The 20,974-nt window shown below is 67.6% G+C and carries 23 protein-coding genes; 16 read left to right on the top strand and 7 right to left on the bottom strand.

Annotated features, from left to right (window positions below; translation table 11 throughout):
• The first annotated feature begins 10 nt into the window (after window positions 1-10).
• From GA707_RS09715 to GA707_RS09750, 8 genes are all read left to right on the top strand, one after another.
• Window positions 11-256 (top strand): acetyl-CoA carboxylase, encoded by a 246-nt coding sequence (locus tag GA707_RS09715; protein ID WP_152178208.1) that lies wholly within the window; start codon window positions 11-13, stop codon window positions 254-256.
• Window positions 253-1,632, top strand: coding sequence for an acetyl-CoA carboxylase biotin carboxylase subunit (locus GA707_RS09720; RefSeq protein ID WP_193315254.1), 1,380 nt, complete (start codon window positions 253-255; stop codon window positions 1,630-1,632). Before GA707_RS09715 ends, GA707_RS09720 begins: the two co-directional genes overlap by 4 nt.
• Complete coding sequence (locus GA707_RS09725; RefSeq protein WP_226963673.1) at window positions 1,629-2,543, top strand: allophanate hydrolase subunit 1; 915 nt, start codon at window positions 1,629-1,631, stop codon at window positions 2,541-2,543. Before GA707_RS09720 ends, GA707_RS09725 begins: the two co-directional genes overlap by 4 nt.
• Window positions 2,533-3,501, top strand: a complete 969-nt coding sequence (locus GA707_RS09730) for a biotin-dependent carboxyltransferase family protein (RefSeq protein WP_152178209.1) — start codon at window positions 2,533-2,535, stop codon at window positions 3,499-3,501. Before GA707_RS09725 ends, GA707_RS09730 begins: the two co-directional genes overlap by 11 nt.
• A 71-nt stretch (window positions 3,502-3,572) precedes the next feature.
• A complete protein-coding gene (locus tag GA707_RS09735; RefSeq protein ID WP_152178210.1) occupies window positions 3,573-3,797 on the top strand; it encodes a type II toxin-antitoxin system VapB family antitoxin in 225 nt (74 codons plus the stop codon).
• Window positions 3,797-4,207 carry a PIN domain-containing protein gene (locus GA707_RS09740; protein WP_152178211.1) on the top strand — a complete coding sequence of 137 codons (411 nt, stop codon included), beginning with the start codon at window positions 3,797-3,799 and terminating at the stop codon, window positions 4,205-4,207. Before GA707_RS09735 ends, GA707_RS09740 begins: the two co-directional genes overlap by 1 nt.
• A 78-nt stretch (window positions 4,208-4,285) precedes the next feature.
• Window positions 4,286-5,770 carry a sugar porter family MFS transporter gene (locus GA707_RS09745; RefSeq protein ID WP_152178212.1) on the top strand — a complete coding sequence of 495 codons (1,485 nt, stop codon included), beginning with the start codon at window positions 4,286-4,288 and terminating at the stop codon, window positions 5,768-5,770.
• Window positions 5,771-5,848: 78 nt separating this feature from the next.
• Window positions 5,849-6,331 carry an NAD(P)H-dependent oxidoreductase subunit E gene (locus GA707_RS09750; RefSeq protein WP_193315255.1) on the top strand — a complete coding sequence of 161 codons (483 nt, stop codon included), beginning with the start codon at window positions 5,849-5,851 and terminating at the stop codon, window positions 6,329-6,331.
• A 52-nt stretch (window positions 6,332-6,383) separates the two neighbouring features.
• On the opposite strand, the gene GA707_RS09755 is transcribed toward GA707_RS09750, so the two are convergent.
• Window positions 6,384-6,632: an antitoxin gene (locus GA707_RS09755; RefSeq protein WP_152178213.1), complete on the bottom strand. Its 249-nt coding sequence runs from the start codon at window positions 6,630-6,632 to the stop codon at window positions 6,384-6,386.
• Between the two features lie 141 nt (window positions 6,633-6,773).
• On the opposite strand from GA707_RS09755, the gene GA707_RS09760 reads away from it, so the two are divergent.
• The 7 genes from GA707_RS09760 (at window position 6,774) to GA707_RS09790 (ending at window position 14,948) form a co-directional block, all read left to right on the top strand.
• Window positions 6,774-7,106 (top strand): nucleotidyltransferase family protein, encoded by a 333-nt coding sequence (locus tag GA707_RS09760; protein WP_226963674.1) that lies wholly within the window; start codon window positions 6,774-6,776, stop codon window positions 7,104-7,106.
• Window positions 7,103-7,312, top strand: coding sequence for a DUF86 domain-containing protein (locus GA707_RS09765; protein WP_152178214.1), 210 nt, complete (start codon window positions 7,103-7,105; stop codon window positions 7,310-7,312). Before GA707_RS09760 ends, GA707_RS09765 begins: the two co-directional genes overlap by 4 nt.
• Window positions 7,313-7,456: 144 nt before the next feature.
• Window positions 7,457-9,004 (top strand): NADH-ubiquinone oxidoreductase-F iron-sulfur binding region domain-containing protein, encoded by a 1,548-nt coding sequence (locus GA707_RS09770; protein WP_152178215.1) that lies wholly within the window; start codon window positions 7,457-7,459, stop codon window positions 9,002-9,004.
• Window positions 9,001-11,829, top strand: a complete 2,829-nt coding sequence (gene fdhF, locus GA707_RS09775) for a formate dehydrogenase subunit alpha (RefSeq protein WP_152178216.1) — start codon at window positions 9,001-9,003, stop codon at window positions 11,827-11,829. The genes GA707_RS09770 and fdhF overlap by 4 nt, the downstream gene beginning before the upstream one ends.
• Window positions 11,826-12,089 (top strand): formate dehydrogenase subunit delta, encoded by a 264-nt coding sequence (locus tag GA707_RS09780; protein ID WP_226963675.1) that lies wholly within the window; start codon window positions 11,826-11,828, stop codon window positions 12,087-12,089. The genes fdhF and GA707_RS09780 overlap by 4 nt, the downstream gene beginning before the upstream one ends.
• 97 nt (window positions 12,090-12,186) lie before the next feature.
• Window positions 12,187-13,971: an ABC transporter ATP-binding protein gene (locus GA707_RS09785; protein ID WP_226963676.1), complete on the top strand. Its 1,785-nt coding sequence runs from the start codon at window positions 12,187-12,189 to the stop codon at window positions 13,969-13,971.
• Window positions 13,968-14,948 (top strand): O-antigen ligase family protein, encoded by a 981-nt coding sequence (locus GA707_RS09790; RefSeq protein ID WP_152178217.1) that lies wholly within the window; start codon window positions 13,968-13,970, stop codon window positions 14,946-14,948. The genes GA707_RS09785 and GA707_RS09790 overlap by 4 nt, the downstream gene beginning before the upstream one ends.
• Here GA707_RS09790 and GA707_RS21770 read toward each other — a convergent pair.
• The 4 genes from GA707_RS21770 to GA707_RS09810 all read right to left on the bottom strand — a co-directional run bounded on the left by GA707_RS21770 (window position 14,886) and on the right by GA707_RS09810 (window position 17,582).
• Complete coding sequence (locus GA707_RS21770) at window positions 14,886-15,419, bottom strand: low molecular weight phosphatase family protein (RefSeq protein ID WP_152178218.1); 534 nt, start codon at window positions 15,417-15,419, stop codon at window positions 14,886-14,888. The genes GA707_RS09790 and GA707_RS21770 overlap by 63 nt on opposite strands.
• A complete protein-coding gene (locus GA707_RS09800) occupies window positions 15,416-15,628 on the bottom strand; it encodes a PqqD family peptide modification chaperone (RefSeq protein ID WP_152178219.1) in 213 nt (70 codons plus the stop codon). Before GA707_RS09800 ends, GA707_RS21770 begins: the two co-directional genes overlap by 4 nt.
• Window positions 15,629-15,699: 71 nt before the next feature.
• Window positions 15,700-16,587 (bottom strand): nucleotidyltransferase family protein, encoded by an 888-nt coding sequence (locus tag GA707_RS09805; protein WP_226963694.1) that lies wholly within the window; start codon window positions 16,585-16,587, stop codon window positions 15,700-15,702.
• Window positions 16,588-16,616: 29 nt separating this feature from the next.
• On the bottom strand, window positions 16,617-17,582 hold the full coding sequence (locus GA707_RS09810; protein WP_193315269.1) for a GNAT family N-acetyltransferase: 966 nt from the start codon (window positions 17,580-17,582) through the stop codon (window positions 16,617-16,619).
• A 65-nt stretch (window positions 17,583-17,647) separates the two neighbouring features.
• Here GA707_RS09810 and GA707_RS09815 point away from each other — a divergent pair, with 65 nt between their 5' ends.
• On the top strand, window positions 17,648-18,799 hold the full coding sequence (locus tag GA707_RS09815; RefSeq protein ID WP_226963677.1) for a glycosyltransferase: 1,152 nt from the start codon (window positions 17,648-17,650) through the stop codon (window positions 18,797-18,799).
• Here the strand turns inward: GA707_RS09815 and GA707_RS09820 are convergent.
• Complete coding sequence (locus tag GA707_RS09820) at window positions 18,776-19,594, bottom strand: polysaccharide deacetylase family protein (protein ID WP_226963678.1); 819 nt, start codon at window positions 19,592-19,594, stop codon at window positions 18,776-18,778. The genes GA707_RS09815 and GA707_RS09820 overlap by 24 nt on opposite strands.
• Before the next feature lie 20 nt (window positions 19,595-19,614).
• Window positions 19,615-20,970 carry a hypothetical protein gene (locus GA707_RS09825; RefSeq protein ID WP_193315256.1) on the bottom strand — a complete coding sequence of 452 codons (1,356 nt, stop codon included), beginning with the start codon at window positions 20,968-20,970 and terminating at the stop codon, window positions 19,615-19,617.
• Window positions 20,971-20,974: the final 4 nt, after the last annotated feature.

Raw genomic sequence — 20,974 nt, forward strand, 5'->3', positions numbered from 1 at the left:
AAGGAACCACATGCCCGAGCACGTCGTGAAGTCCCCCCTCCCCGGTGTCTTCTACCGCCGCCCCTCACCGGATGACCCGGTCTTCGTCGAGGAAGGCGCCGAGGTGACCGCCGAGCAGACGATCGGGCTGGTCGAGGTCATGAAGCAGTTCGCCGAGGTCAAGGCCGGGGCCGCCGGCACCCTGTCGTCGTTCGCCGTGGAGAACGAGTCGACCGTCGGACCGGGCGACGACATCGCGACCATCGAGACCTCGTGACCGGCGGCGTGCAGACGCTTCTCGTCGCCAACCGTGGGGAGATCGCCCTGCGGATCGTTCGCGCCGCCCAGGAGCTCGGCATCCGCTCCGTCGCCGTGTGCAGTGAGGTCGACGTCGACTCGCTGCACGTAGAGCACGCCGACAGCCACGTGGTCATCGGCCCGGCGTCCGCCACCAAGAGCTACCTGAACGTCGACGCCCTGCTCGCCGCCGCGGAGGAGGCGGGCGCCGACTCCGTCCACCCCGGATACGGGTTCCTGTCGGAGAACGCCGAGTTCGCTCAACGCGTGATCGACGCCGGACTGACGTGGGTCGGCCCGGCACCGGAGGCGATCCGGCAGATGGGCGACAAGGCGGCCGCGCGGGCGGCAGCCGAGCGCGCCGACGTGCCGACCGTCCCCGGCTCCGACGGCCCGGTCTCCGGCCTGGACGAGGCACGGGAGGTCGCCGAGACCGTCGGCTACCCCCTGGCGATCAAGGCCTCGGCCGGCGGTGGCGGTCGCGGCATCCGCATCGTCGCGAACCCCGAGGAGCTCGCCGCACAGGTGCCGGTCGCCCAGGCCGAGGCGAAGGCCGCCTTCGGCAGCGGCGAGGTCTACCTCGAGCGCTTCGTCGCCCGGGCGAAGCACATCGAGGTGCAGGTGATCGGCGACGGCACGCGGGCCATCCACTTCGGCGAGCGCGAGTGCTCGCTGCAGCGGCGTCGGCAGAAGGTCATCGAGGAGGCTCCAGCACCCGGACTCCCGGACAGCGTGCGCGAGGAGCTGACGGCCTCCGCGGTGCGGCTCGCCGAGCGGGTCGGGTACTCGGGTGCGGGCACGGTCGAGTACCTGTATGACCCGGCCATCCAGGAGTTCTTCTTCATCGAGATGAACACCCGCATCCAGGTCGAGCACCCAGTCACCGAGATGATCACCGGCCACGACCTCGTCAAGGAGCAGCTGCTCATCGCAGCCGGCAACGCGCTCTCGATCACCCAGGACGACGTCCAGTTCACCGGGCACTCCATCGAGGCGCGGCTCAACGCCGAGAACCCCGACTTCGACTTCCTCCCCAGCCCCGGGCACCTCGACGTGTTCCGGATGCCCGGAGGTCCGTTCGTTCGGGTCGACTCGGGCTTCGAGGCGGGGCGTGGCGTGCCGCCGTTCTACGACTCGATGCTCGCCAAGATCATCGTCTGGGGCCGGGACCGCGACGAGGCGCTGTCCCGACTGGCCCGGGCCCTCGACGAGGTCGAGGTCCAGGGCATCGCCACGACGGTGGCCTTCAAGCGCAGGCTGCTCGACCTGCCCGAGGTCCGCTCGGGCGACTACCACACCACCTATCTCGAGGACATGCTCAGGGCCGAGGGGTCCAGCGACAAGGAGGCGACGTGACGTCCGTGACGACCGAGGAGACCACACAGGAACGGGAGAGCCGGTACTCATGGGGAGCCGATGAGCACCTCGTGGTCCAGATCTCCGAGGAGATGAGCCTTCCGGCCAACTTCACCGCCATGGCGATGAGCACCGCACTCGACGAGCGCGGCCTGGACGGGATCATCGACATCTGTCCGGCCAACGCGTCGCTGCTCGTCCGCTTCGACCCCGACGTCATCGCGCCCGCGGACCTCGAGGCGCAGGTCCGCGATGTCGAGGCGGCCGTGGCGCACAACCCCCACCTCAGCCTGGAGACGCGGATCTTCGACATCCCGGTCTGGTACAACGACCCCTTCACCAACGAGACCGGCGCCCGCTTCCGCGACCGGCACCAGCGGCCCGAGGGCAACGACCTCGAGTTCGCGGCCATCGAGAACGGCCTGCCGTCCGCGGAGGCCTTCATCGAGGCGCACTCCTCGTCCCCGTGGATCGCGTCGATGGTCGGCTTCGTCGCCGGCCTGCCGTTCCTCTTCCAGATGGTCGAGCGCGAGCGCCAGCTCGAGGTGCCGAAGTACCTCCGACCCCGCACGGACACGCCCGAGCGGACGGTCGGCTACGGCGGCTGCTTCTCGTGCATCTACTCGGTGCGCGGCGCCGGCGGCTACCAGATGTTCGGCATCACGCCTGTGCCGATCTTCGACCCCGAGCAGCGACTGGCCGACTTCGAGGAGTTCATGGTGCTGTTCCGGCCCGGTGACATCGTCAAGTTCCGGCCCATCGACGAGGAGGAGTTCAACCGGATCCGTGCCGACGTGGACGCCGGCACGCACAAGGTCCGCCAGGCCCCGGTGACCTTCGTGCTCGAGGACTTCCTCGCCGATCCCGACGGCTACAACGCGCACCTGCTGGAGGCCCTCAATGCCCGTTGAGATCATCGAGCCCGGACTCGGCAGCAGCATCCAGGACCTCGGCCGCCCCGGGTACTACAACGTCGGCATCCCGCCCGGTGGCGCCCTCGACCTCGCCTCGGCGCGGATCGCCAACCTCCTCGTCGGCAACGACGAGGGAGCAGCCGTCATCGAGTCGCCCTACATGGGCCCCAAGCTGCGCTTCACCGAGGACACGCTCGTCGCGGTCACCGGCGCGACGATGGAGCCGAGGCTCAACGGGGAGACGGTCCCGCAGTGGGAGGCCGTGCCGGTCACAGCCGGCGACGAGCTCTCGTTCGGGTTCCTCGAGGCCGGCGCCCGGATCTACATCGCCGTCGCAGGTGGCTTCGACGTCCCGGAAGCACTGGGCAGCCGGTCCACCTATCCCATCGGCCGCTTCGGCGGCTTCCAGGGCCGCCCGCTCGCGGCCGGGGACGCCGTTCCCGTCGGCTCAGGGTCGGGCACGCCGGGCACGTCGGTGCCGGAGCACCTGCGGCCCTCGTGGACCCGCGAGGTCGACGTCCGGGTCGTGCTCGGCCTCTACGACTACCGCCTCGCGCCCGCCGGTCTCTCCGCGTTCCTGGACGAGAGCTGGACGCTCACCCCCGTTGCCGACCGGATGGGGTTCCGCTACACCGGCCCCACCCTGGAGTGGATCGAGCGGGAGCAGCCCTTCGGTGCCGGGTCGGACCCGTCGAACATCGTCGACGCCGGCTACCCGGTCGGCTCGATCCAGGTGCCCGGTGGAGTGGAGCCGATCATCCTGCACCGTGACGCGGTCTCCGGCGGTGGGTATGCGATGGTCGCCACCGTCATCAGCGCCGACATGGACCTCGTCGGGCAGTGCTCCCCCGGCGCCACGACCCGGTTCCGGGCGGTCTCGCTCGACAACGCGCTCGCGGCGCGGCACGAGTACCGCAGCCGCCTTCAGGAACTGCGCTCGGCTCTCGGTGCCTGACGGCTGACCTCCCGCCGTACACCTGAGGCGACACACTCTCTTGTGTAGCATTGTGTGCATGGAGGTGTGCAATGGCGACCAATCTTGCGCTGGACCCCAAGTTGCTTGAGGAGGCGCTCGCCGTGAGTGGAGCGCGCACCAAGAAAGAGGTCGTGACCATGGCGCTGCGGGAGTTCATCGCGCGTCGAGCTCAGGCTGAGATCGTGACGTCTTTCGGAACCCTCGACTGGGATGATGCCTATGACTACAAGGAGGACAGACGCCATCGGGACCGACAGCTCGCGCAGGGCACCTGATGCCACTGCTGGTTGACACGAGCGTGTGGTCACTGGCGTATCGCCGCGACACTCCCCCAGATGTGCCGGAGGTCGACGTGTTGCGGCGAACGCTCACAGGGGACGGCTCGGTAGTCACCACCGGCATGATCCTGCTCGAGCTCCTGCGAGGATTCGTCCCGGCGAGAGCGCAGGAGACCATCCGCGCGGCATTCGACAGCTTGGCCTTCATCGACCCGACTCATGAGGACTACGTCGAGGCGGCGACGGTGGCCAACTCCTGCAGCCGGGTCGGAGTGCAGCTCGGTTCTGTCGATGCCCTCATTGCCCAGCTCGCCATGGCCGGGGGCCACACACTGCTCACCACCGACAAGGACTTCCACCTCGCAAGCCGTCATATCGGGCTGCGCGTCTGGCGCCCCCCGGGCTGACTCACCTCCGCCGGCGTGACGCGTCTCGACGCGCGCTCGCGGCGAACATGAGGCAGGATCGCAGGATCACCCGGCCGGATGCTCCCGCAGTCGGCCGTCGCAACGGCGCGAGAGGGGTATGCGGTGAGCGAGTGGACGAAGACGCCATCGACCGACACGGCTGAGGACGAGCGGGGCTACTACCTCGGCAAGGTGATCCAGCTCGCGAGCGTCGCGGCGCTCGGCGGGTTCCTCTTCGGCTTCGACACGGCCGTCATCAACGGCGCGGTCGGCGCGATGCGCGAGGACTTCGGCATGAACGCCGGACTCACCGGCTTCGTCGTCAGCTCCGCGCTCCTCGGCTGTCTCGCCGGCGCCTACCTCGCCGGCCGGCTCGCCGACCGCTGGGGTCGCCTGCGGGTGATGTTCCTCGCCTCGGCGCTGTTCACGATCTCCGCGATCGGCTCCGGCCTCGCGTTCGGCCCGGTCGACATGATCCTCTGGCGCGTCATCGGCGGTCTCGGCGTGGGCGCGGCGTCGGTCATCGCCCCCGCCTATATCGCCGAGATCTCACCCGCGGCGATCCGCGGTCGGATGGGATCGCTCCAGCAGCTGGCCATCGTCATCGGCATCTTCATCGCCCTCCTCTCCGACTACGCCCTGGCGCAGGCGGCCGGCGGCTCGAACGAGCAGCTGTGGTTCGGCCTGGACGCGTGGCGGTGGATGTTCCTCGTCGAGGCGATCCCGGCCGTCGCATACGGCGTGCTCGCAGCGACCATCCCCGAGTCGCCCCGCTACCTCGTGAGCCTCGGTGAGGAAGGCCGCGCCCGGCAGATCCTCTCCTCCGTCCTCAAGGGCGGGGTCGACCTGCGCATCTCGGAGATCAAGCGGACCATCCTCCTGGACCGCAAGTCCTCCTTCTCAGACCTCAAGAAGCCCGGGGGCGGTCTGCTGCCGATCGTCTGGATCGGCATCGCGCTCTCGGTCTTCCAGCAGTTCGTCGGCATCAACGTGATCTTCTACTACTCCTCGACGCTGTGGCAGGCGGTCGGGTTCAGCGAGGAGGACGCCCTCGCGCAGACCGTGATCACGTCGGTGACCAACATCGTCGTCACGCTCGTCGCCATCGCGCTCATCGACCACATCGGCCGACGGCGCCTCCTCATGATCGGCTCGGCAGGCATGTTCGTCAGCCTGGGTGTCATGGCGTGGGTGTTCTCCCAGGCGACGCTCGTGCCGGGCGACGACGGCCAGCTGACTCCAGTCCTCGAGGGCAGCCAAGGCCCGATCGCGCTGGTCGCGGCCAACGCCTTCGTCGTCTTCTTCGGCATGTCGTGGGGGCCGGCGGTCTGGGTGCTGCTCGGCGAGATGTTCAACAACAAGATCCGGGGCACCGCCATCGGGTTGGCTGCTGCGGCCCAGTGGGGCGCGAACTTCCTCATCTCGACGACGTTCCCGAGCATGGCCGAGATCGGCCTGTGGTTCGCCTACGGCTTCTACACCCTCGCCGCGCTCGCCTCGTTCTTCTTCGTGCTCAAGTTCGTGCCCGAGACCAAGGGCAAGGAGCTCGAGGACATGGACTGACCGTCGTCCCGGCCGACCGCTGGACCGCCTACCTACAATGGTGGAACGTCAGCGACGACGGGCGACTGGAGGCCGGCGGTGGACGACACGCATCACGCCCACGGGGTGCTGAGCCGGACCGAGTCCGTGCGAGCTCTGGCCGAGCGACACGCCCCCGAACGTGGGCCGCTGCTGCCCATCCTTCATGACGTCGTCGCCGAGCACGGCTGCATCGCCGACGAGGACATCCCGGTCATCGCCGACGTCCTCAACCTCTCCCGCGCCGAGGTCCTGGGAGTCGTCAGCTTCTACCACGACTTCCGCCGTACTCCTCCGTCCGAGCACCAGATCCGCCTCTGCCGCGGTGAGGCGTGTCAGTCGCTCGGTGCGGAGAGCCTGTATGCGTCGGTCACCGACGCCTACGCCGACGAGGACGACATCGAGGTCGCCGAGGTGTTCTGCCTCGGCAACTGCGCCCTCGGCCCGTCAGGCATGGTCGACGGCCGAATTCTGGGCCGCCTGACCCTCGAGCGTGTTGCCGTGTCGCTTGTCGCCCATAGCGAGACCCCGGCTCCGGGCTAGAAGGCGGGACCCCCGATGTGGCCACACTCCAAGACGTTGAGGTCCGGAATGATCACGCACCCAGCTTCTCGGTCGCGACATCGTCATCGAGCTCATCGGCGAGTTGGTTCAGTCGACCTGCATCGACGCCCGCAAGCACTTCGGCGTCGAACACCGGTGCCCTGTAGGGCCGTGGCTCACCTGGCGCGAGCGCGTGCCTCGGTGCGTCGTTGACGACTGCCTCGGTCGAGCGCTTCTCCCGGCGCGTCGCCTCCGCGACAAGCCGGGCCACATCGTCGTCCAGAGTGAGTGTGGTTCGCATACGTACATCATGACGCGCACGCCACGAGACCTCCAGGTACTGCACCCGGACGGCCGATCCTTGGGCGGCTTACCCTGTAACCTGCCCGCGGATTCTCGTGTCCGACCGGGCTCCTGACACACGGATCGGTACCCTTGATCCGTGAACGGGACCGAGACACATTCCCTCGTTGAGCCGCTGCGCGGTCCGACAGGGCGACTGGTCCTCATGCATCGAGAGACCCTACGGCGCATGTTGCGCGAACATGGCGTGCGCAACCCCCGCCTATTCGGCAGCGTTGCCCGTGGCGTTGACCACGAGGGAAGCGATGTCGACCTTCTGGTCGACCTTCCGGATGGGATGAGCCTGTTCGGCGTCTTGAGGCTGCAGGAGGATCTGGAGTCGGTGCTGGGGGTGGCAGTCGATCTTGTTCCCGAGGCTGGACTGCGGGACAGCGTGCGTCGGGACGTTCAGAGGGACTTGATCCCCCTGTGAGTCGACACGATGGGGATCGTCTCGACGACATCACGGCGGCTATTCACGCCATTCGCACGCACACCGAGCGAGGGCCGGTATCTGACGCCCTCGTCAGGGACGCGGTGCGCATTCGGCTCCTGGAGATCGGCGAGGCAGTCAAGGCCCTCGATGCTGAGCTGACCGTCTCAGAGCCGGAGATCCCCTGGCGGCAGTTGACCGCATGAAAGCGAGTCTGCAGCGCCCGTCAGAGACGTACGAGGGCTGACCGAGACAGGGGCACCACCTCCTGATCCTTGCTCATCGGCATCTCAGACGGAGACTTCCTACACTTGAACGACAGTCACCGACGACGAGGCGCAGGAGCGGCGATGGAGCACAGCTCGACGGGAACCGTCTGGGTGCCGTGTGATGCCGCCGCCGTGTCGGTCGGGGCGGACGACGTCGCCACAGCCCTCGCGCAGACCGGGGTCACGGTTCGCCGCAACGGCTCGCGCGGCATGCTGTGGCTCGAGCCATTGGTCGAGGTCGAGCAGGTCGCCCAGGACGGTACCACGCGGCGGGTCGGATATCCGAACGTCACGCGCGACCAGGTCCACGCGATCCTCGACGGCTCGGCCGAGTCGATCAGCGTCGTCGACCAGCACGAGTGGCTCACCCGCCAGAACCGCGTCACGTTCGCCCGCGTCGGGATCATCGAGCCGACCGACATCGCCGCATACGAGCAGCAGGGTGGCTTCGCCGGCCTGCGGCGGACGCTGTCCCTCGACCCGGCGGCGGTGGTCGAGGAGGTCACCGCGAGCGGCCTGCGCGGGCGCGGCGGCGCGGGCTTCCCCACCGGGGTGAAGTGGGAGACCGTGCGCACCGCGGCCGCCGACCTGAAGTTCGTCTGCTGCAACGCCGACGAGGGCGACAGCGGCACCTTCGCCGACCGGATGCTCATCGAGGGCGATCCCTTCACGCTCATCGAGGGCATGACGATCGCGGCGTATGCGGTCGGCGCCTCAGAGGGGTACGTCTACCTGCGCAGCGAGTACCCCCACGCGATCGCCACCCTCCGTCGCGCGATCGACATCGCCTACGCGCACGGATGGCTCGGCGAGCGCATCCAGGGCAGCGACCTCTCCTTCGACCTGCACGTCCGAGTCGGCGCCGGCGCCTACATCTGCGGCGAGGAGACCTCGATGCTCGAGAGCCTCGAAGGTCGCCGCGGCGAGGTCCGGGCCAAGCCGCCGATCCCCGCGCTGTCCGGCCTGTTCGGCCGGCCGACGGTCGTCAACAACGTCATCTCGCTCGCTACGGTGCCGATGATCCTCGCCGACGGAGGCGAGGCGTATGCGTCGCTCGGGGTCGGACGCTCGCGCGGCACCTCCGTCTTCCAGCTGGCGGGCAACGTCGAGCGGGGCGGGATCGTCGAGCTGGAGTTCGGCGGCACGATCCGCGAGCTCGTGGAGGACTTCGGCGGCGGGACGCTGTCCGGTCGGCCAGTCAAGGCGGTCCAGATCGGGGGACCGCTCGGCGCATACATCCCCGCCGAGCAGTTCGACCTGGCCCTGGACTACGAGACCCTCGCGGCGGCGGACGCGATGATCGGGCACGGCGGGGTCGTCGTCTTCGACGACACGATGGACGCCGCGCGGATGGCCCGGTTCGCGATGGAGTTCTGCGCCAAGGAGTCGTGCGGCAAATGCACCCCGTGCCGGATCGGCTCGACGCGCGGCGTCGAGGTCATCGACCGCATCACCGGCGCCCCCGACGACGGGGTCCGCCGCACTCAGCTCACTCTGCTCGAGGACCTGTGCACGACCATGACCAAGGGGTCGCTGTGCGCGATGGGCGGCCTGACCCCCATGCCCGTGCGCAGCGCCCTGCGACACTGGCCGCAGGACTTCGGCCTGACCGAGGAGACGATCCGATGACCCTCATCATCGAGCCCGACTATGGCACCCCGGCCGTCAAGGCCGACCACGACGTCACCGTCACGATCGACGGGCGCGAACTCACGGTGCCCGTCGGCACCTCGGTCATGCGGGCGGCGGCCGAGGCCGGCATCGCCATCCCGAAGCTCTGCGCGACCGACTCGCTCAAGGCCTTCGGGTCCTGTCGGCTCTGCCTCGTCGAGGTCGACGGCGCCAAGGGCACACCCGCGTCCTGCACGACTCCCTGCAGCGACGGCATGGTCGTGCACACCAAGACCGGGCACGTGCGGGACCTGCGACGCGGCGTCATGGAGCTCTACCTGTCCGACCACCCGAGCGACTGCGCCGGGTGTGAGCGCGGCAGCTGCGAGATGCAGGCGCTCGCGGCCACGGTCGGAGTCGCCGAGGTCCGCTACGGACTCGATGGGGCCACCCATCTCGGCGAGGTGAGCGACCGGTCCAATCCCTACTTCGCATACGACCCGGCCGCGTGCATCGTCTGCTCCCGGTGCGTGCGCGCCTGTGACGAGATCCAGGGGACGTTCGCCCTGACCGTCGAGGGCCGCGGCTTCGACTCGCGGATCACCCCGGGAGGGACGAGCTTCCTCGATTCCGAGTGCGTTTCGTGCGGTGCGTGCGTGCAGGCCTGTCCCACCGACGCCCTGACGGAGAAGTCGGTCATCGCGCTCGGCATGCCGACCCGCTCGGTGGAGACGACCTGCGCCTACTGCGGGGTGGGGTGCTCGTTCAAGGCCGAGGTGCAGGACTCACCCGACCCGAGCGAGCCGCCGACCGTCGTGCGGATGATGCCGCTCAAGGCGGGCGGGGCGAACGAGGGGCACTCTTGCGTCAAGGGCCGGTTCGCGTTCGGCTACGCCTCGCACCCAGACCGGCAGATGCACCCGATGGTGCGCGAGTCGATCGAGGACCCGTGGCGTGTCGTGTCGTGGGAGGAGGCGATCGAGACCGCCGCCCGCGGGTTCCGACGGCTGCAGGAGGAGCACGGTGTCGGCGCGATCGGCGGCATCTCCTCCTCGCGGTGCACGAACGAGGAGGTCTACGTCGTCCAGAAGATGGTGCGTGCCGCGTTCAGGAACAACAACATCGACACGTGCGCCCGGGTATGCCACTCCCCCACCGGGTACGGCCTGAACCAGACCTTCGGCACCTCGGCCGGCACCCAGGACTTCGCCTCGGTCGAGCAGGCGGACGTCATCCTGCTCATCGGCGCCAACCCGACCGATGCGCACCCGGTGTTCGCGTCCCGCATGAAGCGGAGACTGCGCGAGGGGGCCCAGGTCATCGTCGCCGACCCGCGTCGGATCGACCTGGTCCGCTCGCCGCACGTCGAAGCGGCCTTCCACCTCGCGGTCCGGCCCGGCACCAACGTCGCCTTCATCAACGCGATGGCCCACGTCATCGTCTCCGAGGGTCTGCACGACGAGGCGTTCATGCGCGACCGCTGTGAGGACGTCGACGCCTATCTCGCGTTCATCGCCCGCCCCGAGCACTCCCCCGAAGCGGTCGAGGAGATCACCGGCATCCCGGCAGCGGACCTGAGAGCTGCGGCGCGGCTGTATGCGACGGTCCCCAACGCCGCCATCTACTACGGCCTTGGGGTCACCGAGCACAGCCAGGGCTCGACGATGGTCATGGGCATGGCCAACCTCGCGATGGTCACCGGCAACATCGGCCGCGAGGGGGTCGGGGTCAACCCGTTGCGCGGGCAGAACAACGTCCAGGGCTCGTGCGACATGGGCTCCTTCCCGCACGAGCTGCCCGGCTATCGGCACGTCTCCCGGCCCGAGGTACGCAGCATCTACGAGAAGCTGTGGGGTGTGCCGATCCAGCCCGAGCCTGGCCTACGGATCCCCAACATGTTCGACTCCGCCCTCGGCGGCTCGTTCCGCGGTCTGTACGTCCAGGGCGAGGACATCGCCCAGTCCGACCCGAACACCCAGCACGTCGAGGCGGCGCTGCGCTCGATGGACCTCGTCGTCGTCCAAGACCTGTTTCTCAACGAGACGGCCCGCTTCGCGCACGTCTTTCTGCCCGGCACGTCCTTCCTCGAGAAGGACGGCACCTTCACCAACGCCGAGCGCCGGATCAACCGGGTCCGCCCGGTCATGCCGAGCCGCGTGGGCAAGGACGAGTGGGAGGTGACCTGCGACATCGCGACCGCGATGGGCTATCCCATGTCGTATGCGTCGGCCGCCGAGATCATGGACGAGATCGCCGCGACGACGCCGACGTTCGCCGGCGTGAGCTTCGCCGGCCTTGATGCCGAGGGGTCGATGCAGTGGCCGGTGACCGAGGCGGCCCCGCACGGGACGCCGACGATGCACGTCGGACAGTTCGTGCGCGGCAAGGGCCGGCTCATGGAGACCGTCTATGTCCCGACGACGGAGACGACGAACCGCCGCTACCCCCTCGTGCTGACAACGGGCCGCATCCTCAGCCAGTACAACGTCGGCGCCCAGACCCGCCGCACCGACAACTCCACCTGGCACCCCGAGGACGTCCTCGAGATCCACCCCGCCGACGCGCATGTGCGCGGCATCTCGACCGGGGACATCGTCTCGCTCTCAAGCCGGGTCGGGACGACGACGCTGCGGGCCGTGGTTTCGGAGCGGATGCCCGCCGGCGTCGTCTACACGACGTTCCATCACCCGATGACCGGTGCCAATGTCGTGACCACCGAGAACTCGGACTGGGCGACGAACTGTCCCGAGTACAAGGTGACCGCCGTGCAGGTCGCGGTCGCCAACTCCGCCGACGCCGAGCACCTCGGCGAGGTCGTCATGGCGGGTGGCGCGCTCGCGTGAGCGACGCGGCCCTCCACGATGCCGTGGTGCGGATGGGCGCCGACATCGCACGCCAGTTCGCGCACCGAGACCACGACCAGGCGGTCGAGGAGGTCTCAGCGCATATCCTGAAGTTCTGGGATCCTCGGATGCGCGCCGAGCTGCGCCGATGTGTGACAGAAGGTGACGACGACCTGGATCCCATCCTCGCCGAGGCCGTGCGCACCTGGCCGGACGAGGAGGACACCCAGGCGGACCGCCACGAGCCATCGGGCGGATAGGTCGGTCAGCTCGAGGCGACCCAACCCTTCGGCCAGCGCGCTTTGGTGTCCGGAGCTGAACCTGCGACCATTCCTCTGTGCACATGAGGGGTGAACCGTGTCGGTGAACAGAGATCAAGCAAGCGAGCCGGAGTCCGAGCGGGGTGGGCTGATCGCGAGCCTCGTACGGCCGTACCGCGTCAAGATGGGCACCCTCGCGGCGGTCTCCTTCGTTGGCGCGCTGCTCGAGGCCTTCTTCCTCGTTCTCATCTCCGCTGTCGCTCTCGCCCTGATTGCTGGCGATGACCTGATCGGCCCCGTGGCCGGCTACACGGTCGAGCTCAGCACGGCGCTCGCCGCAGGTGGAGTGGCACTCGTCGCACAGCTCGCGCTCAAGATCCTTGGTGTGCGGGTCTCAGCTCACCTGACCGCCGACGTCACCGCGGCGCAACGCCGGGAACTGTCCCACGCCTATCTCAAAGCTAGCTGGGCAGCCCAACATGATGCACCGGCCGGCCGCCTGCAGAGCCTCCTGACGACCCTCGTCCAGTACGCGGCGAACGCGATCACCACCCTGACGAACGCCACTGTTGCCCTGCTGAGTCTCATCGCCTTTCTCGGCACCGGCCTCTTCGTGGACGCGGCTGCGACGGGCGCCGTGCTCATCGCCCTCGCCGTCGTTGGCGCGATACTCATTCCGCTGCGGCGCCGCATCAAGGCGCGCTCGCGCACCCTGCAGCGCGCAAACCTCGACTTCGCCAACGCTGTTTCAGAGCTCGGCGCACTCGGTATGGAGATGCAGACCTTCGGAGTGCAGGATCGTTTCGTCGAGCGGATAGACGAGCTCACCGAGACAACAACGCAGACGCAACGCCGCGTCCAGTCGCTCACCGGAATTCTCTCCCCCGTGTACATGTCGCTCGCCTATGCGGCTGTCCTTGCCGGAGTGGCAGTTCTTGCACTCCTCCAGTTCGGCCGCCTCGAAGCGGTTGGAGCGGTCATGCTCCTCATGCTTCGCTCGCTGAGCTATGGCCAGCAACTGGCGTCGGCAGCCGGATCCCTCGCATCGCAGGCTCCGGCTATCGAGAGGCTGCGTCAGGCAGTTGACCAGTATGTCGGGGCTCCCGCTGCCGATGGAGCAGCGGTCCCAACTCACGTTGCACCTCTCGTGGCTGACAACGTCACCTTCTCCTACGGCTCCGACCACGCTGCATTGTCGAACGTCACCTTCAGCATCGCTCCAGGCGAGGTCATCGGGGTGATCGGCCCTTCCGGAGCCGGCAAGTCCACGCTCGCTCAGCTTCTCCTCGGGCTCCGAGAGCCTGATCAGGGCTCGCTCGAAGTCTCTGGGGTCCGTCTTCAGGACGTCGAACGTCACTGGTGGAGTGATCGGGTGGCCTTCGTCGCCCAGGATGCGAACCTCATCACCGGCACCGTCGCGGAGAACATCCGGTTCTTCCGAGACGACATCAACGACGAGGCGTTGCGCGACAGCGCCGTCCGCGCCAATGTTCTGCGCGACATCGAAGCGCTCCCGCACACGTTCGATGCCCACCTCGGTGAGCGTGGGAGCCGCCTTTCCGGCGGCCAGCGTCAACGCATCTCGATCGCGCGGGCGCTCGCTGGTGACCCCGAACTGCTTATCCTCGACGAGCCGACCTCCGCTCTGGACGGCCGGAGCGAGGGTCTCATCCGAGATACTCTCGGGGCACTACGCGGCAAGGTGACCGTGGTCATCATCGCCCATCGCATGTCGACGCTCGACATCTGCGACCGGATCATGGTGATCGAGGACGGCCGACTGACAGCCCTTGGCACTCCGAGCGAACTGTCGCGTAGCAGCGACTTCTACAGGAACGCGATGGCCACAGCCGGCATTTCAACGGACGTCGCAGGAGTGTGACCACCAAGGGTGCGGCCGCGCTCGCTGCGGTTATCGCAACCTGGGTGGTGTATGCGCTGCTGTCCGGGTGGTGGTTCGACTCCAGTCTGCGGGGGGTCGCTCCATACGTCTATGCCCCAGTTCTCATTGTTGTGGGCGGGGTGGGTGGTTGGGGACTCGGCCGAGCGTCCCCGCGGGTGGCGGGCGTGGTCACGGTGGCCCTCGCGACCCTCTTCCTGGTCGGTGTGCTGTCTTCCGGCGCCCCCGCGAAGGGGCCGATCGGGTACGCGAATGCCAACGCGGCAGTGGCAGTCCAGCTGATCGCGCTCAGTGGCCTAGTCGCGATGCGATCGCGGGCCGGGCGCTGGGCATGGCCTGCCCTCGCCATCTCGGTCCTGACGGTCGTCGCGAACCGATCAGCGGCAGCAATGGCCGTGGCAGCGCCCCTGGTGGCGACCGTGGCTCTGGCCGCGCGATTCTCACCTGGACGCCGCCGTTGGCCCGCGGCGGGTCTCGCCGTCGCGACATTGGCCGCGACGGCAGTCGGTCTCGTCGCACTGGCTCGTCGCGTCGTCTGGCCCACCATCGCGCTCGAGGCGTTCGACGAGGTCCGTCAGCTGCTCTGGCTCCAAGCCTGGGGCGCCTTCCGTGATGCGGAGGTCGCGGGTCGTGGGCCGGGTTTCTTCGAAGCGCTCAACCTCTTGAAGGATCCCGATCAGTCTTCCGCTCACTCTCTACCTCTTCAGGTCGCCGTGGAGCTGGGCGGCATCGGGCTTGCCCTGCTCATCCTGCTGTACCTGGCGGGTCTGGGCGTGGCGGTGAACGCAGCAACTCCGGCTCGATCGTGGATCGCGGTTGCAGCATGGACAGCCCTGGCTGTCCACTCGTTCGTCGACCACCTCCTTGAGTATTGGCCGATCCCGCTCGCCGCGGGACTAGTCCTCGGCTATGGGCTCGTAGCCCAGCCCGACGCCGAGCCTCAGGACGAGGTCATCTAGCTCGTGCGCGCACCGACGGGCGGCTCGGCGTCCGCGCCGGTATGGATCAGCGATGTCCCACATCATCGAGTTGGGAGCGAGCTGCTGGCGCGCTCGAGACACGCGCTCGAGATCTGACCCGGCACCGGGTGTCCGGTTCAAGCCGTCGACGAACTGCCGCAGTCCGAACACCCTGGCACTCGCTCGAGGCCACTGCTCGAGGATTCGCATGTGGTGGGCGAACTCCATGGTCAGGACAAGGTCACTGTCCTCGATCATGGGCTCGGCGAGCGTTCGGCTGCGATGAAGGTGCGCTTCGGAGTCATCAAACGGCAACTCAGCCTCCATCGCCGGATCCATAGGCCGACCGTCGGTGCCCGGGGTACCCGCGCTTGCGACGCGAGTCTGCGCTCCAAAGAGTTCCGACATTCGCACTTGGGCGTAGGGTGAGCGTGAAACGTTGGCCGTGCAGACGAACAGTAGGCGGATCATTTGTCGCCCGCAGCCTGCCTGCGCTCGATTAGGCGCCCCCCTTCGAGTGACTTCAGGGTTGCCTTCACATCCGACGCGATCGCGGCAGGTTCCACGTCGAAGAAGGCGGCGACGGTCGCGATGACGTCTGAACTGCCCGACACAGCGACCTCCCAGATCAATTCGGCTGGGCCGTTGAGCGCTCGCGGTGGCCCATCGGGTAGTGCCATGAGGTACAGACTGCCATCCGCGGATCTGGCTGCGGCCACGTGCTCGGGCCGGCCGTACACCGGTCGATCTGTCACGAGTCGACTCCCATCCGCCGCTTCACCCACACGCGGTAGGCATGGAGAGTCTCGCGCAGCTTCAGAGATTCCTCACTCTGGCGCTGCATTCTCCGCTTGTTCAGCAGAGCGAATCGGATGACGAGAGGAAGCAGTTCGCGCGGGCGAGCGGACCTGAGGTGTCCGACCAGGACTTCCCGATGGGTATGTTGTGGCCGCTGCAACGCGCGCCATAGCCGATAGGAACGGTGATGACGAACTGAGTCCAGCTCATCGATTGCAGCGGCGAGGGCGACCCTGGCATCCAGGTCTTCTGCCAATCGCCGCACGGCCTCCTGTTGCTCTGACGTCGACCGAGTCCACAGCTGAGTCACGTCGCTCGCACCTGCCCCGCCACCAGAACGGGCCGCGTGGAGGAGAAGGATGAGCCTATGAGCATCGTCGGAGGGTACGAGGCACGGGTACTCGGCGACGTCGATCCGTCGAGCGCCCTCGGTCAGAGTCCGGAATGCCAGCTCGGGCTCCATCTCGATGCCGGGAAACCACCGGTGCACATCCACGTGGGCGAGATAGCGATGCTGCATGGTCGCGGCGTGGGCGAAGAGCGAGCCTTCATCGAAGTCCCATGCAAGCGTCCAGCCGTGGCGCGTCATGGCATCTAGCAGCGACCGTGCTTGACTCGGCGCGACGAGGACATCGGCATCGATGGAGTGCCGACGCCGAGTCTCACTCGGTTCATCATCGCCGTATCGGGCCAAGGCGGACGCTCGCAAAGTCGCATCGACGATCGGTCCCTTGATATGCAGGACCGTGAGGCGCTCCTGATCTGCGATGGCTTGGACTGCGGCGTGAGACAGCGCCACCGCAACGTCACGAGGGAGCGCGAGCGTCGACTCAACCTGCATGCCATCCACGTCGCCCAGCAAAGCACACGTCAGAACAGTTCGACGTCCCCCATCGTCAGGCTCCAATCACTGGGGGCCGGAATGCCGCGAGCAAGGGGGCGTGCGGTGAGGAGAGGTCCCTGCCCTGGGAGAGGGAGAAGAGCACGTGTGTTGCCCGTTCGGAGCCCGATCGCATAGTCGGCGCCGGTTCTATTAAGGACCCGACGCACGAGGGTCATGCCGGCCGCTGTGGACGGGGCGAAGAGCTCGGCGATCACCGCCTCGAGGCCAGCCCCGCGTTCCCGCACCCGGAAGATCGCCCCGCCCCGCTTGGGCTCATGAGGATCCGCCAAGAGCACCCGGTAGGCAAGCGGCTCGAATTCTGTGCGCCAGCGCAGGTATGCGGGGGTCCGCTCGGTCCGCACCCCTCGCTGAGGAGCGTGGGCCAGTAGGCCGTCACACACCCGGTCGTCGGCAAGCGCATCCCGAGCATCAACACCGACATCTGTCTGCTCCGACCAGATTCGCGAGGCGACCTTCGACCGCGTCATCCGAACGATAGCGCCGGGACCCGACGGCAGCACCCCGACGGGGAGACGTCGCACCGGGGTCCAGCCCATCGACAGGTAGCCGGGTCGGCTCTTGTCGTTCGGGGTGTTGAAGACGAAGGCGTCGCCTGTCACGGTTAGGTCCGCCACTGCCCTCAGTGTGAGGAGCCGAAAGATCCCCCTGCCCCGGTAGTCCGGGTCCGTGGCGGTGTCGACTGCCCGAACGGCCGGGAGCACCTTGCCCTCATCCGTCTGAAAGCGCCACCGGAGCAGGGTTCGATAGCCCACGACGCGGTCACCGTCGAGCGCCACCCACGCCGGAGATCGGCCGAAGGCGTTGCGCTCGTGCTTCCATGCCAGGAACCCCTCGTAGTGAGAGTCCTCCTCCTTCCCCAGGGAAGCACGCAGTAGGGCCGTCACCTTCGCCGAATCCCGCGGCTCCGCTTGCCGGACCTCGATCTCCCCCACAAACTCTCCTTCCAGCACCGCCGAGCGATGCGTTGACGCGCAGCCGTCGTTGTTACCCTCCAGGAGTGTACGGCGAGCAGAGGCGGGGGGCGGACCCGCACATACGGGTCCTGTGGCTGATCAAGGGGCTTGGCCCAGGTGGTGCGGAGCAGCTGCTGCTCCAAGCCGCACGGGTCGTGGATCGCGAACGGTTCGACTACTCCATCGCCTACGTCCGCCCGGACAAGACCCACCTCGTTCCAGAGTTCGAGGCATTAGGCATCTTGCCTTATCGGTTGGGCTCCAAGCACGGTGGACGCCTCGGCTGGCTCAGAGAGCTCCGCTCGATGATTCAGGACGCTGATGTGGTGCACGTGCACTCACCTGTCCTCGCAGCCGCGACCAGGATCGGCTCTCGGACCGTCGCCGGCGGGCGCCGCCCGGTGGTCGTCACGACGGAGCACAACGAGTGGACCAGCCACCGCCTGCCGACCCGGTTGGCGAACGCGCTGACCGAGCCTCTCGACGCCCAGACGTGGGCGGTGTCGGACCAGGTGAAGGAGACGGTGTGGCGTCCGCTCGCGGGCCGCTACGAGGTGCTCATACACGGGATCGATGGGACATCGCTGCTCGGGCAGAGGGCTACGCGCGAGGAGGTGCGTCGCGAGCTCGGCCTCCACGACGACGAGATCATGTCCCTGACCGTGGCGAACCTGAGGCGCAACAAGGACTACCCGAACCTCCTCGCCGCGGCTGAACGTGCGGTGGCGCTCGAGCCACGGCTTCGCTTCATCTCCGTCGGACAGGGGCCTCTCGAGTCGGAGCTGGGCGACCTGCATCGGCAGACCCGCCTTGGTGAGAGCTTCATGTTCCTCGGGTTTCGCCGGGACATTCCAGCCCTCATGGCGGCCGCCGACGTCTTCACCCTGTCGTCGGCCCATGAGGGCCTGCCGGTCGCGATCATGGAGGCCTTCGCCATGGGCCTTCCCGTGGTTGCGACCGCTGTCGGGGGCATCCCGCAGCATGTCCGCGACGGGATCGACGGCAGGGTCGTCCCTCCGGGCGATCCCAACGCACTTGCAGACGCCCTGGTCGCACTCGCGCAGGATCCCGCCGCACGCCGGCGCATGTCCGAGTCGGTGAGATCGCGGGCGCCGAAGTACGACATCAGAAGCGCCGTGGCAACGATCGAGCAGCGGTATGCGGAGCTCGCCTCAGCCGGCGCGTCCCGGAAGTAGTCGGCTCAGTCGCGCGGGCATCTTCGCACCCGCGACCAGGCCGGCGTACAGTCGCTCGGCCCGCAGGCGCCCGGTCAGCTTGGCCTCGAAGAACTCGATTGGGTCGCTGTGCCGTACTGGGACACGCCGCAGACGCATGGAGTGGGTCTGGGGATCGTTGCGACCGAGGACGCCGGTCGAACTGCTGCGAAATCGCCGAGCGAGGTCCGGTTCGAGTTCGGGGACGGGGATGCCCCACGGGTAGGTGAAGTGCCGGGGACTGACGCCCAGGTGTCGCTCGACCGTCTCGGTGCACTCGTCGATATCCTCGACCGTCAGGACCTCCGGACGCAGGTGGTTATGCGTGTGGTTGCCGATCGTGCACAGCCCCGACTCCACGAGCTCTTCGATCTGAGACCACGTCATCCCCTCGCCGTGCGGACCCTGTGCCGTCGATCCCTCCCATTGCATTCGCCGGCCCATGAACGCGGTCGCAAGGTACAGCGTAAACGGCAGTCTGCGCTCGCGCAGAAGCGGCCAGGCGTTCTCATAGACGTCGGCGAACCCGTCGTCGAAGGTCAGGACGACACTGGCGCGGTCATCTCTGGCCTCGACCCGGTCGAGCGCGGTGTCCAAGGGCAGTACGTCATGCCGCTCGAGCGCCGACAACTGCTGTCTGAACTGACTGAGAGAGACGTCGAGCTCGTCACGACTCCCGGCTCCCACGCGGTGATAGATGAGCAGGGCTGGGCCCCGCGGCGGGGACTCGCTCTCAAGGAGGGACAGCCGTTCCTTGACCCAGGCGCGTGAAGCCAAGTCTGGGTGGATTGCGGTGCTCACCGGCGTACCACCGCGTAGGGCTCCGAGCCCGGCAGCGTATGGACGGTCCCTGACCGCAGCGGAAGGCCGTCCAGCGACACGTTGGGTTTGGGAAGCGAGAGCAGCACCAGGAAGAAGGGCAGCATGAGCACTCTCTGTCGCGCCAGGATGCCGAAGTTACCGAACCCGGCAAAGGCGATCACGAAGGCGAGGATGAACACGATGGTGAAGACCAAGTAGGGATTACGTCGAAGTGCACCGATCTGGCCGAGCCGCCTCCATCCCAACACGGCCAGCGCGAGGAGGAACATCCCTTCGAGACTTTGGACGAGCATTTGCGCGTTGCCGGCCTCGAACGGGAACGGCCTGAAAAGGATGGTGATGAGCGCGACCGGAACGCCGAACGGGTTGCTGAGCGGCATCGGGGTGAACTCAGAGCCGCCCTGCTGGGTCTGCCCGCTGGACCAGTCGATCGTTTCAGTGATGGCCTGGGTGCTGAGGTCATCGATGCCGAGGAACTGGGCTGATGCGCGGACGAGGACGACGCCCGCCGCCCCAAGCACTGCAATGGCCGACATCTTGCGCAGCAGACCTGCCGCCGTCCCCCCGGTCGGCCGGAACATCTCGGCCACGAAGAGCGACGCGAAGAGCAGCACCGCGATGTGGGGGCGAACCAAAGCCAGTCCAACTGCACCGACCACGAGGAGCCAGATGACGCCACCCTTCCCGGTGAAATGCCTCGCCGCGCCCAAGGCCGTGACGCCGACGAAGAGCAGGAGCCATGACTCCTTGCCGATGCTGGACGGCCAGTAGAGCATCGACGGCAGGAAGAAGATGAGCAGTGCGTAGCGCTTGTGGTCTCCCTGCGGGATGGCGACACGAAAAGCACGGTAGAGGAGGTACGCGCCCCAGAACGCGAACGAGCCGAAGACGAAGAACCCTGCGAGCGGCGAGCCACCGATCACTGTGTAGACCGCAGTCGTGATGATCTCCATGACCTGGGTGCCCTGCTTGCCGCCCCACTCCCAGACGATGTCGCCCTGACGCCAGATCTTGTGCTGGTAGGCCGCGTACAAGTTGTAGCGCTCGGCGTCTGCGCTGCCGCTGTAGACGACGTAGGCAACGTAGTAGCGCCCGAAGGTCCCGAGGAGTTTGGCGAAGAGCCCGCCGACAAGGACCCAGGGCAGCCAAGACTCATCGTTGTTGCGCGTCACGACCCAGGCGACCAGCAACAGGTCGATCGCTACCACGACAGGGATGATGGCCAACGCACCGTAGATGTTGTACGTCTGTGACGACAGGGCCCATCCCCACACCGCAGCATAAGCCGCGCCGAGAATGATGCCGAGGGCGGTCAGCCACCGCCCGGACAACTCA

It is taken from the genome of Nostocoides sp. F2B08, assembly GCF_009184895.1.
GTDB lineage: Bacteria > Actinomycetota > Actinomycetes > Actinomycetales > Dermatophilaceae > F2B08.